Below are 12622 nucleotides of genomic sequence, written 5' to 3'. Positions count from 1 at the left end.
TTGAGCATCGATAATCTGACATTGCAGTATTTCGACGCCGAAATGCGCTACCTGCGCGAGGCTGGCAAGGAGTTTGCGGAAGCGTTTCCGGACCGGGCGGCCCAGCTGAACCTGGACAAGTCGGGCGCGCGCGACCCGTATGTGGAGCGCCTGTTTGAAGGGTTTGCCTTCCTGATGGGGCGGTTGCGCGAAAAACTCGACGATGACCTGCCGGAGCTGACCGAAGGCCTGGTCAGCCTGCTCTGGCCACACTATCTGCGCACCATTCCATCGCTTTCGATTGTCGAGCTGACGCCCGAGCTTCCACAGATGAAACGCAGCGAGCGCATCGATAGCGGATTCGAAGTGCTGTCGCAACCCATCGGACCGCTGCGCACCCGTTGCCGCTATACCACCACCCAGGGCCTGACGTTACAGCCGCTGGCCCTCGAACGCGTGCAGATGGCCCATGAACCGGATGGTCGCTCGCTGCTGCGACTGCGGTTTACCTGCGGGGCAATGGCCGATACCAGCGAGATCGACCTGAGCCGCCTGCCGTTGTACCTCAACGCCGACGCACCGCTGGCCAGTGCACTGCACCAGGCGCTGACCCTCAACGCTCAAGCCTTGTATGTACGCCTGCCTGACCAGGCGGGCCGCTCTCTGCTGGAGGGTTATTTTTCGCCCAAGGGGTTTGCCGATGACGATCGATTGTGGCCCAAGGGCGACAGTGCCTTCAGCGGCTATCAGCTGTTGCTGGAGTATTTCACCTTTCGTGAGAAATTCATGTTCGTGACCCTCTGCGGGCTCGAGCACCTGGCGCTGGCACCGAATACCCCCTGGTTCGAACTCGAGGTGGTGCTGCGCGAGCCATTGCCACCGGCATTCACGCCGAGTGCCGAGCACATTCGCCTGCATTGCGTGCCGGTGATCAATCTATTCACGTTGGATTCCGACCCGATGACCCTGGCACCCCTGCAAACCGACTACTTGCTTCGCCCCATGCGCTTGCAGGACGGTCATACGGAGATCTACTCGGTGGATAGGGTCAGCGCGTCAAAAAGTGCCGTGCGCCACGAATACGTGCCATTCACCAGCTTTCGTCACAAGGGCGGGATGTTGCGTGACGAAGCGCCCGAGCGTTATTTCCATACCCGACTCAAGCGTGGCCCGAATGGCTTGCATGACACCTGGTTGATCCTGGGCGGCGAAGGGTTCGATCAGGATCGGCTGAATGCCAGCGAAAGCCTGTCTCTGCGCTTGACCGGCACCCACGGCCAGCTGCCGCGCAAGGCACTGCAAGGCACCTTGCTCGATACGCCGGTGCAATCGATTCAGGTCGACTTGCGGGTGCGCAACCTGTGCGCGCCGACCTTGCCGTGCTATCCGCCCAACCGCGACCGCTTCCACTGGCGGGTGCTGAGCCACCTGGGGTCGAACTTCCTGCCGATGCTCGACAATGCCGAAGTGCTGCGCGGCACGCTGGCGTTGTACGACTGGACGGGCAGCGAGCTGAACCGACGTCGCCTGGCGGCGATTGTCGAGGTTGGCCACCACCTGGTGCAGCGCTTCGAAAAAGGCTTTCTGCTGCGCGGGGTGGATATCGAAGTCACCCTGGACGCCAACGGCTTCAGCGGTGAGGGCGACATCAGTCTGTTCGGCGAAATGCTCAACCGCTTCTTCGGCCTGTACGCCGACATCCACCTCTACAACCAGCTCACGCTGATCCTGCAACCTACTGGAAAGTGCCTGCGATGGAACGAGAACCACAGTCAGCGTATTCCCGGCTGAAAGCCAGCGGTTTACTCGATGCACTGCAGGAGCAGGTGGCCGAGGCGCATCTGTATCGCTTCTGCCAGTTGCTCGAACAGGCGCTGCCCGATCACCCGCCACTTGGCAGCACCACGTCGCCGGCGGATGACCCGGTGCGCTTTCGACCAGACCCCGGCATGGGTTTTCCCGCCGGTGAATTGAAGGCCATTGAAACCGACGATGAACACCCTTGGCGTCCAGCTACGGTGCGCACGCGCCTGTTGGGCCTGTACGGCGTGGACTCGCCGTTGCCGACGGCTTTTCTCGACGATATCGCCCAGCGACGCGAGGGGCACGAGGCACTGGAAGCTTTCCTCGATATTTTCAACCATCGGATCTTCACCCAGTTCTACCGGATATGGCGCAAGTACTCCTATCCGGCCACCTTCGAAGCCGGTGGAACGGACGCAACCTCGCAATGCCTGTTGGGCCTGATCGGCCTGGGCATCCCTGGAACGGCCAGGCAGGTCGCCACGCCGATATCACGCTTCCTCGCCTTGCTCAGCGTGATGCGCCTGCCCACCCGCAACGCCGAAGGCATCGCTGCGCTGGTGAAGCTGCTGGCCCCCGAAACCCGAACGCAAGTGACGCCACACTGGCCGCAGAAAGTGCTGCTGGCGCAACCGGCGAGCCTGTCCGCCGGGCATCCGGTGCGCTTGTCCCAGGGCACACCCTTGGGCCGTGTCGGCTACGACGCCAACAGTCAGCTGCACCTGGCGCTGTTCACCGAAGACCGGAACGAGGCCCGTGGCTGGCTGCCGGGTGGCCAGTTGTACAACGATCTGTTGGTACTGCTGCGCGTGTACCTGGGCTGGCGTTGCACGGCAAAGCTGCAGTTGTCGTTGCCCCTGCACAGCCTGCCGCGACCGCTGTTGGGGCGCGCGCAGGTGTTGCTCGGCATGACCGCGGTGCTGGGCCTGGGCAGTGACGCCTGGCAGGCCCGTGAAAACACCACCATCACCATCAATCTGGGCCGCTATGAAGGCCTGCAAGACAACCCCCGGGACAGGGAGAGACAGCATGTCACATACCGTTTCTAAATCATTGGGGGTCGCCGCGTTCTGTGTATTGCTCACCGCTTGCGGGGTAACCCAGAGCGTGACAGACGCGACCACCTCGACCACCGAGGCGATCTTCTACAAGCAGGTGAAAACCCTGCACCTGGACCTCAGCGGGCGCGCGGCGTTGAACACCGCCGCGCTCGACATGAATGCGCTATCCGTACCGACCCTGGTGCGGGTGTATCAACTGCGTGAGCGCAAGGCGCTGGACAGGGCGAACTACGATAGCTTGCTCAGCCATGACGAGCAGGTACTGAGTGCCGACTTGTTGGACAAGCGAACCCTGGTGGTCAAGCCAGATGAGGGCATGCAACTGAACATCCCCCTGGACAAGCAGGCGCGCTACGTTGCGGTGGTCGCATTGTTCCGTGAGTTCGATAGCCGAGCCGATACCTGGCGCCTGACCCTGGCACGGGAGGACCTTGACCCGGACCGGGTGCGGGTGATCGAACTGGGGGAAAACCGCCTGACCCTGCGCCCGCTGGCCAAGGAGTGACGAATGAGCGATCTCAATCCCTCGTTGTACGAGACACTCCTGCAGAATTTCGACGGCGAACTGGATCTGCACCAGGTCGCCGAAGAGGATCAGTGCACGCTGTCGGTGCTGGACAACCTGCGGCGCATCCTCAACAGCCGGGCCGGCGCGCTCGATCATCTGCCCGATTATGGCCTGCCGGACATGGGCCAGATCCTCCAGGGCCTGCCTGGGTCGGCCCATGGACTGATGCGCACCATGGCCGACACCCTGGCCAGGTACGAGCCGCGCGTGGCCACGATTGGCATCGAGCTGTTGCCCCAGACCCGACCGGGTCACCTGGAGTACAGCCTCGAAGTGCAACTCAGAGGGGGCCGTCGAGTGACCTTCGGCACCACACTCACGCCAGGGGGCCAGGTCCTGGTGCGGCACTTGAAGCGCCAGCACTATCTATCGAAGTCAGGAATTGTTTAAACAAAGGGATGCGTAATGACAGCGTTGTTTGAAATGCGAATCAGGCTCGGCAGCGATCCAACTGCCTTCAGTGAGTTCAAGGTGCTGCGTGAGGAGTTGGCCAGACTCAGTCATCCGGCCTGCCCGGATGTGGATTGGGCCACGGTGGAGCAGTTGTGCCTGGCGTTGTTCCAGCGCAACGGGGCGGAGCTGCAAACGGCCGCTGCGTTCGCACTGGCCCGCAGTCAACTGCACGGCCTGGAAGGCATGGCTCAGGGGATCGCGCTGATCGAAGCACTGGTCTGCGAATGGGCAACCCTGTGGCCGGCGATGGAGCCGGCGCGCCTGGAGATCCTGGCCTGGCTGTTCGCGCGCCTGCAGTCCCTGTTGCGCAGCCTGGAGTTGCAATTCTGGCGTCTGCCTGCGATCGCCCAACTGAGTGCTGGGCTGGAGCGCCTGCACACACGACTGGATCGGCAGGTTCAGCATCCGCCAGGCGCGTTGCAAACCCTGCGTCAGCAAGTCGACAGCCTGCTGCATAGACTGGCACAGCCCCATGCGCAGACCCACGCGTTGTTCGATGCGGTGGCGTTGTCGACAAGACTGCCGCCACCGCCCCAAGTGATGCCGGTGGTGATCCTGCCGACACCGCCGCTGCCCGAAGTGCTGGCTCAGAAAAAGGCGCATCGGCTCAGCCCTTGGCTGTTCGCCGCCGTCGCGACGATCACCTTGGCCACGGGTGCCTTCTGGACGGCCTGGCTGGCGAGCCCGGAAAAGGATGGCGCGAATCGCCTCGCCAGTGTGTTCCAGGCGCCACCCGCGCTGCCCCAGCCCGTACGCCTCGACAGCCTCTCCCTCTTCACCCCCGGCAGCGCCGAACTCAAGCCCGGCTCGACCAAGGTCCTGATCAGCGCCCTGGTCGACATCAAGGCCCAACCGGACTGGTTGATCGTCATCGCCGGGCACAGCGATGCAAAGGGCAGTGCCGAGCAAAACTTGCAGCTGTCCCACGCTCGCGCCTCGGCCGTACGCGGCTGGATGCAACGGATGGGGGATATCCCCGACAGTTGCTTCGCGGTCCAGGGCTTTGCCGACAGTCAGCCGATCGCCAGCAACGACAGCGAGGCCGGGCGTGCGGCTAACCGGCGTGTCGATATCCAGTTGGTGCCTCAAACAGGCGCCTGTGGGAAACCGAGTGAGCGGGCGGCGTCATAGCAATCATTCATTCCCTCGATACTCATCATTAAAGAATGCAAGTTCTGTTTTTCCGCCAAGGGAGGAAGATAGCGCCATACCGATCTCGCCATTGAAGGAATAAGCGCGATGAGAATCTCGACCCTGCTGGCTTTTGTCGCCGTGTTCAGCGCTGGCGTGGCGTCCACCGCACCGGCGATTGCTGCCGAAGCGGCCTACCGTTTCCTGCCGATTGCCGACAGCGCTGTGCGTTTGCAACACACGCAGAAGGTGGCGGTGCTCTACAGCGAGAACACCCTCAACACCCAGCAATACCTCGAGAGCTACCACGCCGTGGCGGTGAAGGGGGCGCAGAACCCCGAGCTGGATTCACGGATCAGTCAGGCGTTTGTCGACAGCTCTGATCCGCAGCGGGCGATTGGCTGGTTGATGGCGTCGTTGCAGAAAGAGTTCGCAGCGGTGACCGTTTACGACAACCTCGATGCGGCGTTGCAGGCTCATCCGGACGTGGTGGTGATGCTCGACACCTACAGTCGCCTGGTGTCCAAACGCAACGATCAGGTTGAGGCGCGCTTCATGGCCCGGTTCTACGATGCGAACCTGCAATACATTGGCGAGGCGCAAGGTTCACGTGTTGAGCAGATGCCTTCGGTGTGGGTGCATGGCAAGGCCGCGCCGCAGATTGCCGCGCAGATCAATCAGCAGACCGCGTTGCAAGTGAACGCGTTGAAACAGTTCGATGCGTCGTTGAAGACACTGGTGACGGCAGGCCATGTGGATCATGTGGCAAGCAACTGAACCGCTACCAGCCCTTGACGCCGCTCATATCCGGTAGCTTGTGCGCAATGCCCTTGTGGCAGTCGATGCAGGTGGCCTCGCCCTTGGCCAACGACGTCGAATGCATGGCCGCCGCCCGTTTGCCCTGGCGGGTAAAGTCCATGAATTCGAAGTTGTGGCAGTTGCGGCATTCGCGTGAGTCGTTGGCCTTGAGCCTGGCCCATTCGTGTTCTGCCAGTTCACGGCGCAGGTTGAGGAATTTGTCGCGGGTGTCGATGGTGCCGAACAGCTTGCCCCAGACTTCCTTAGACGCCTGCATCTTGCGCGCGATCTTGTGGGTCCATTCATGGGGTACGTGGCAATCCGGGCAACTGGCGCGCACGCCCGAGCGGTTGGTGTAGTGGATGGTGTCCTGCAATTCAACAAACACGTTGTCGCGCATCTCGTGGCAGGAAATGCAGAACTTCTCCGTGTTCGTAAGCTCCAGTGCCGTGTTGAATCCCCCCCAGAAAATGATCCCGGCGATAAAACCGCCCAACGTCAGGAACCCCAGGCTGAAATAAACGCTCGGCCGACAGAGGATGCCCCAGTAGTCCTTAAGCAGGGCGAACAGTGCTTTCATGGCGCCTCCTCAACGTTTCTGCGCGGCGTTGGCGTCGTCTTGCAGGATTTTGTCGATGGTCTCGAAGCTGTTGCCCACCAGCGGCAGCACATCTTTTTGTGGCACGTGGCACTGGTTGCAGAAGTAGCGACGCGGTGATACCGCCGCCAGCGCCTGGCCGTCGCGGTCCATGTAGTGGGTGATGCTGATCATCGTCGCCTGGCTGCGTGCACTGTTGGCCCGGCTGTGGCAGGACAGGCACTTGTTGCCGTTCTTGTCGATCTGGTAACCGCGAATGCTGTGGGGAATGGTCGGCGGCTGGTCAGGGTAGTTGCGCTCGCGCTTGAGGTCCTTGTTTTCATCGTCGGCCAGGGGCGGCGCAGGGGCGTTTTGCGTCAGGGTGCCGCCGGGCCGGCGTCCGTCCGGGCCAGGTGCATCGAGGGGGTAATCAACCTCGGCGGCAATGACCGCGCCGATCACAGCGAGCAGGAACAACGGCAGGATGCGAAAACTCATGGCGGTTCTCCTCAAGCCACGCTGATCAACTCGATGCGGATCGCGCATTTCTTGTAGTCGGTCTGCTTGGAGATCGGGTCGGTGGCGTCGAGCGTGACCTTGTTGATCAGCTTGTTGGCATCGAAAAACGGCACGAACACCAGGCCGCGAGGCGGTTTGTTGCGCCCGCGGGTTTCGATGCGGGCGCGGATCTCGCCGCGGCGGCTGATCAGTTTCACTTCACTGCCACGGCGTGCCTTCATGGCCTTGGCGTCCTCGGGGTGCATGTAGACCAGTGCGTCCGGCACGGCTTTGTACAGTTCTTCCACCCGTTGGGTCATGGTGCCCGTATGCCAGTGCTCAAGGACCCGGCCGGTGCTCAGCCAGAACGGGTAGTCGGCATCCGGGGCTTCGGCCGGTGGCTCGTAGGGCAGGGCGAAGATGATCGCCTTCTTGTCCGGGTAGCCGTAGAACTGCACTTCGCTGCCGGTTTCCACGTAGGGGTCGAGCCCCTCGCGGTAGCGCCAGCGGGTTTCCTTGCCGTCGACCACTGGCCAGCGCAGGCCGCGTTCGCTGTGGTAACGATCGAAGGCCGCGAGGTCATGGCCATGACCGCGACCAAACTGCGCGTACTCTTCGAACAGGCCTTTTTGCAGGTAGAAACCAAAGGCCTTGGCTTCATCGTTCTTAAAACCGGTCTCGATTTGTTCGACGGGAAACTCGTCGACCTGGCCGTTCTTGAACAACACCTCGAACAGGGTTTTGCCCTTGTACTCAGGGGCCTTGGCCAGTAACTCCGCGGGCCAGGTTTCATCGGTCTTGAAGCGCTTGGAAAACTCCACCAATTGCCACAAGTCGGACTTGGCATCCCCCGGTGCGCTGACCAACTGATGCCAGAACTGCGTGCGGCGCTCGGCGTTGCCAAAGGCGCCTTCCTTTTCCACCCACATGGCGCTGGGCAGGATCAGGTCGGCGGCCTGGGCGGAAACGGTGGGGTAGACGTCCGAGACGATCACGAAGTTGTCCGGGTTGCGCCAGCCCGGCAAGACTTCCTGCATGATGTTGGGCCCGGCCTGCATGTTGTTGCTGGCCTGGGTCCAGTAGACGTTGAGCACGCCATCCTTGAGCATGCGGCTTTGTTGTACCGCATGAAAGCCGACTTTCTCCTGAATGGTGCCGGCAGGCAGCTTCCAGATTTTTTCCGCGGTGGCGCGGTGCTTGGGGTTGGTCACCACCAGGTCGGCGGGCAGGCGGTGGGAGAACGTCCCGACCTCGCGCGCGGTGCCACAGGCCGACGGTTGGCCGGTCAACGAGAAAGGGCTGTTGCCCGGCTCGCTGATCTTGCCCGTGAGCAAATGGATGTTGTAGATCAGGTTGTTGGCCCAGACTCCGCGGGTGTGCTGGTTGAAGCCCATGGTCCAGAACGACACGACCTTGCGATTGGGATCGGCATAGAGTTCGGCCAGGGCCTTGATGCGTTCAGGCGCCACCCCGGTCTCCTTGGCGGTGCGTTCCAGGGTGTAGGGTTTGACGAACGCGGCGAACTGCTCGAAGGACATGTCTGTCCAGGTATTGGCCTTGTCGGCATTCTTCGCCTGTTTTTCCAGCGGGTCATCCGCGCGCAAGCCGTAGCCGATATCGTCGGCGCCCTTGGCGAAGCGCGTGTGCTTGCTGATGAAATCCTGATTGACCGCGCCGCTTTCAATGATGTGGTTGGCGATGTAGTTGAGGATCAACAGGTCGGTTTGCGGCTTGAACACCATGGGGATGTCGGCCAGTTCGAAGCTGCGGTGTTCGAAGGTCGACAACACAGCGACTTTCACGTGCGGATAGCTCAGGCGCCGGTCGGTGACCCGGCTCCACAGGATAGGGTGCATCTCCGCCATGTTCGAGCCCCACAACACAAAGGCGTCGGTGGCTTCGATGTCGTCGTAGCACCCCATCGGCTCATCCGCGCCAAAGGTGCGCATGAAACCCATCACCGCCGAGGCCATGCAATGACGGGCATTGGGGTCGATGTTATTGCTGCGAAAACCGGCCTTCATCAGCTTGTTGGCGGCGTAGCCTTCCCACACCGTCCATTGTCCCGAGCCGAACATGCCGACCGATTCCGGCCCCTTGTTTTTCAGGGCCTGCTTGAATTTTTCTTCCATGATGTCGAAGGCCTTGTCCCAACTGATCGGCTGGAACTCGCCTTGCTTGTCGTACTGGCCGTTTTTCATGCGCAGCAGTGGCTGGGTCAGGCGGTCGACGCCGTACATGATCTTGGACAGAAAGTAGCCCTTCACACAGTTCAACCCGCGATTCACCTCGGCCTTGACGTCACCATGGGTGGCGACCACCCGGTTGTCCCGGGTCGCGACCATCACGCTGCAGCCGGTGCCGCAAAAGCGGCAGGGCGCCTTGTTCCAGTCCAGGGTGACCATGTCCGCTTCGGTGACCAGGTTGCTGGCAGTGGTGAATATCGGCAGGCCGGCCGCGGAGGCTGCAATGGCGGCGGCCTGGGCCTTGACGAATGCTCGGCGTGACATACTCATTGGATGTCTCCCGCGGAATCGAGAATTTCGTGATAGATCAGCGCAGCGTTGAGCACGCCCGGAAGATTGCTGATTTGATCGATGCGTTGCAGGATCTGGTTTTCGTGTACGGTCTCAAGGACTACCACCAGTTTCCCGGCAGCACTTTCCTGATGCAGTTCCACGCCTTCCAATAGACGCAGGTTGGCTTTGACGGCGTCGAAAAGTTCGGGGCGGGCATGTACCACAAGGCTGGCTATATGCAGGGCTTCGTCCATGGGCGACTCCAACAGGCTCTGATCGAGTTCTTTTAGTTGGGCGGCCCGGGCGGGCCGTAGAGCATTTGGAAAAACCAGATAATGAAACCGTAACCGCCGACGATAGCGACCGAAAGTAGCGGAAAAAGGCAGACAACAAGAAACAGGAACAGCCGCATTTCCTTGCGCCGCTGCGGTTTTTGCTCTTGAGTCAATGACATGGAGTGCGCTCCAGCCGAACGTGCACTCAGACTAGATCACGGAGTTTTGAAGGGTTAAGTTACTGCGGCATTTATCGACCGGCGGTGGCCAATATGCAGGGTTATGAAGTCACCGGTTATAACGCTTGCCGTCGTTACAGCGTTGAGTTTGCAGCGAGTTGATATACTTTCTTATTTGATAATTGTTCAACCTGATTATTCGTTCATACCGTCAATGGCCGATAAACTTTTTACCACTTCGGCTTCGACCGCCCCTTCGTTGGCACCCTCATCAAACACCGCGCAGCAACTCGAGTTGTGGTCGTTACCCACCCATTGATAGACCGCCACGACACTACCCGGCCCGACGCCGGTGTGGCCGCTCAGGATTCGATGACCTTCAACACCACCCTGCATCAGTCCCAGGCCATATCCTGGAGACGTCCATGGACGGCCGGGAATCGGCCCACCAAGGGTGCGCACGGTCTGCATTTGCAGGAGCAGGGATTGCGGCAGCAAGTCGCCGCCCAACAGTCGGTTCAGGAAAAGGGCTGCCTCGGCGAGTGGACCCACCAGCAAACCGTGATAGACCCAACCGGGATCGTAGGCGGACGCGGCGCCCATGTTCACGCCTGCCAGATCGGAAGGTGTTCTGGCGAGGCGCACTCTGGATAAGCCGAGGGGGGAAAACACCCGTTGTTTCAGCGCTTCTTCGAGGGGGAGGCCGGTGGTGCGCTCAATCAGTCTTGCGATGAACAGGTAGCCAACGTTGGAGTAACGCCAACCGTCACCCGGCGTGTAGCGCAAGCGGGAGGCATCGAGACGTTGCAACATGTCATCCGCCGACCAGGGAGCCTCATTATTAGCGACCGCAGCGTGGTAATCAGCGAGTTCCGAATAGTCCGCCAGGCCGGCCTCATGCCGTAGCAACTGGCGCAGGGTGAACGGGCCTTCAGCGACCCTGTCATCCAGGTTGACCAGCCGGTCGCGCACCAGTGTCAGGGCCGCCGCTGCGAGCACGGTTTTGCTGAAGCTCCACCAGGGCACCGTTGTATCCGGCTGTTCAGGCGTGAGGAGGGCGCCGTTCGATACAAGGGCAAAAAGCATGGGTCGACTCTGGATGGAAAGGGAGCGCGCTGACGCGAATCAGGTGTGCACCAACGCGATGGTGAATGAAACCACGATCATGCAGGCAAAGGCGAAATTTAGATTCATGTCGTTTCCATCCGTGACAGGGGTGATGGCGCTCATCTTGAACAGGTCCGGCGCAAATAAAAAATTCGGCTTGGTGATGTGAAAGATCGAAGGAATTGATAGCTGGCTCGTGAGTTGTGTAATGAGTCACTGAAATCCAACTGTGGGGGCGAGCAGGTTCCCACAGTTGGAATTTGGCCGTCGCACTATTAGCGTAGTCGCTCCAGCATCTGGTAGTACCACATGCCCGCCGCCAGCATCGGGTTGCCGAGCAGGTCGCCCATGGGCACGCGGATGTGCTGGCAGGCGGCGAAGGTGTCGTACTGCGCAAGTTGCCCGGTGATCGCGCGGCCCATGATTTCGCCCATGATGTGGGTGGTGGCGATGCCGTGCCCGGAGTAGCCCTGGCAGTACCAGACGTTGTCCGAGAGTTTGCCCAGTTGCGGGATGCGGTTGATCACGATGCCCATCGCGCAGCTCCACTGGTAATCGATGGCCACGCCTTTGAGTGCCGGGAACGTCTGTTCGATGCACGGGCGCAACTCGGCGGCGATGTCGCGTGAATCCTTGCCGCTGTAGTTGGCGCCGCCGCCGAACAACAGGCGGCCGTCGGCGGTCAGGCGGTAGTAGTCGAGTACGAAGCGGCAGTCGTAGACGGCGAGGTCTTCAGGGTTGATCTGCCGGGCCAGGTCTCCCAGGGGCGCCGTGGTGACGATGCCGCCCATGGCCGGGAAGATCTTACCCTTGAGTTTGTCCGGTTCCAGCTTGTGGTAGACGTCACCGGCCAGCAGGACCTGATTGGCGTCGATGCGGCCGTGGGCGGTGCGTACGCCTGGCTTGTCGCCATGAATAATTTCCAGCACTTCGCTGTTTTCGAAGATCAACGCACCGAGACTTTCCGCTGCCCGGGCTTCGCCGATGCACAGGTTGAGCGGGTGCAGGTGCATGTTGCGCGTGTTCTTGATCGCGCCGTGGTAGAGGTCGCTCTGCAGCAGGTCGCGTACCTGGCTACGGTCGAGCAGGCTGACTTCATCACCCATGCCACGGCGCAGCGCTTCGTCGTAGTCCTTGCGCAAACCGTCCATGTGGCTCGGTTTGTACGCCGCGTGCAGGTGACCGTGCTTGAGGTCGCAGGCGATGCCGTATTTCGCCACCCGTTGCTCGATGATCTGGTGCCCGCGCCAGCGCAGGTGCCAGATGAAATCGTCGACTTCATCACCGAGGGTGCGGCGCATCTGTTTACGCATGGCTTCGTCGCCGGAAAGGCTGCCGGTGACCTGGCCGCCGTTGCGCCCGGTGGCGCCCCAGCCGATCTTGTGGCTTTCGACGATGGCGACCTTCAGGCCTTTCTCCGCCAGTTCGACCGCGGTGGCGACGCCGGTGAAACCGCCACCGATGATCACCACGTCGACGCGGTGCTGGCCTTGCAGGGTTGGATAGTCGGTTTCGTGGTTGAGGGTGGCGGTGTAGTAGGAGTTGGTGCGTTGGGTCATGGGTAAGTCCTGGCAGGGAAGGCAGAGAAGATCCCTGTGGGAGCGGGCTTGCCCGCGAAAGCGGTGTGTCATTTAGCAGAGATGCTGACTGACACGGCCTCTTCGCGGGCAAGCC

14 protein-coding genes are annotated in these 12622 nt (G+C 61.2%); 7 read left to right on the top strand and 7 right to left on the bottom strand.

The window, feature by feature from the left end; all coding sequences use genetic code 11:
• The 6 genes from tssF (at position 1) to PMI35_RS15610 (ending at position 5772) form a co-directional block, all read left to right on the top strand.
• Complete coding sequence (tssF, locus tag PMI35_RS15585) at positions 1-1770, top strand: type VI secretion system baseplate subunit TssF (protein WP_008060011.1); 1770 nt, start codon at positions 1-3, stop codon at positions 1768-1770.
• Positions 1734-2831, top strand: a complete 1098-nt coding sequence (tssG, locus tag PMI35_RS15590) for a type VI secretion system baseplate subunit TssG (RefSeq protein ID WP_008060009.1) — start codon at positions 1734-1736, stop codon at positions 2829-2831. The genes tssF and tssG overlap by 37 nt, the downstream gene beginning before the upstream one ends.
• Entirely contained in the window at positions 2812-3348 is a 537-nt protein-coding gene (tssJ, locus tag PMI35_RS15595) for a type VI secretion system lipoprotein TssJ (RefSeq protein WP_008060007.1), read from the top strand. The genes tssG and tssJ overlap by 20 nt, the downstream gene beginning before the upstream one ends.
• Before the next feature lie 3 nt (positions 3349-3351).
• The gene (tssE, locus tag PMI35_RS15600; RefSeq protein WP_008060006.1) at positions 3352-3801 is read left to right on the top strand and encodes a type VI secretion system baseplate subunit TssE; all 450 of its coding nucleotides are present in this window, start codon (positions 3352-3354) and stop codon (positions 3799-3801) included.
• Between the two features lie 15 nt (positions 3802-3816).
• Entirely contained in the window at positions 3817-4995 is a 1179-nt protein-coding gene (locus tag PMI35_RS15605) for an OmpA family protein (protein WP_008060004.1), read from the top strand.
• 108 nt (positions 4996-5103) lie between these two features.
• Positions 5104-5772, top strand: coding sequence for a hypothetical protein (locus PMI35_RS15610; protein ID WP_008060002.1), 669 nt, complete (start codon positions 5104-5106; stop codon positions 5770-5772).
• 4 nt (positions 5773-5776) lie between these two features.
• On the opposite strand, the gene PMI35_RS15615 is transcribed toward PMI35_RS15610, so the two are convergent.
• From PMI35_RS15615 to PMI35_RS15640, 6 genes are all read right to left on the bottom strand, one after another.
• Positions 5777-6373 carry a cytochrome c3 family protein gene (locus PMI35_RS15615; protein ID WP_008060000.1) on the bottom strand — a complete coding sequence of 199 codons (597 nt, stop codon included), beginning with the start codon at positions 6371-6373 and terminating at the stop codon, positions 5777-5779.
• 9 nt (positions 6374-6382) lie between these two features.
• Positions 6383-6868, bottom strand: coding sequence for a nitrate reductase cytochrome c-type subunit (locus PMI35_RS15620; RefSeq protein ID WP_008059997.1), 486 nt, complete (start codon positions 6866-6868; stop codon positions 6383-6385).
• A gap of 11 nt (positions 6869-6879) precedes the next feature.
• The gene (napA, locus tag PMI35_RS15625) at positions 6880-9384 is read right to left on the bottom strand and encodes a nitrate reductase catalytic subunit NapA (RefSeq protein WP_008059996.1); all 2505 of its coding nucleotides are present in this window, start codon (positions 9382-9384) and stop codon (positions 6880-6882) included.
• On the bottom strand, positions 9381-9641 hold the full coding sequence (locus PMI35_RS15630; protein ID WP_008059993.1) for a chaperone NapD: 261 nt from the start codon (positions 9639-9641) through the stop codon (positions 9381-9383). The genes napA and PMI35_RS15630 overlap by 4 nt, the downstream gene beginning before the upstream one ends.
• Positions 9642-9673: 32 nt before the next feature.
• Positions 9674-9841 carry a periplasmic nitrate reductase, NapE protein gene (napE, locus tag PMI35_RS15635; protein WP_008059985.1) on the bottom strand — a complete coding sequence of 56 codons (168 nt, stop codon included), beginning with the start codon at positions 9839-9841 and terminating at the stop codon, positions 9674-9676.
• A gap of 195 nt (positions 9842-10036) precedes the next feature.
• Positions 10037-10927, bottom strand: coding sequence for a serine hydrolase domain-containing protein (locus PMI35_RS15640; RefSeq protein ID WP_008059984.1), 891 nt, complete (start codon positions 10925-10927; stop codon positions 10037-10039).
• Between PMI35_RS15640 and PMI35_RS0132655 the strand changes: the two genes are divergently transcribed.
• Entirely contained in the window at positions 10926-11117 is a 192-nt protein-coding gene (locus PMI35_RS0132655; RefSeq protein ID WP_032831617.1) for a hypothetical protein, read from the top strand. The genes PMI35_RS15640 and PMI35_RS0132655 overlap by 2 nt on opposite strands.
• 106 nt (positions 11118-11223) lie before the next feature.
• Here the strand turns inward: PMI35_RS0132655 and PMI35_RS15645 are convergent, their stop codons facing one another.
• Positions 11224-12507, bottom strand: coding sequence for an NAD(P)/FAD-dependent oxidoreductase (locus PMI35_RS15645; protein WP_008059982.1), 1284 nt, complete (start codon positions 12505-12507; stop codon positions 11224-11226).
• Between the last annotated feature and the right edge of the window lie 115 nt (positions 12508-12622).

This window comes from Pseudomonas sp. GM78 (genome assembly GCF_000282475.1).
Taxonomy (GTDB): Bacteria; Pseudomonadota; Gammaproteobacteria; order Pseudomonadales; family Pseudomonadaceae; genus Aquipseudomonas.
Note: the sequence above shows the minus strand (reverse complement) of the source record. Positions and strands in the feature narration are given on the sequence as shown.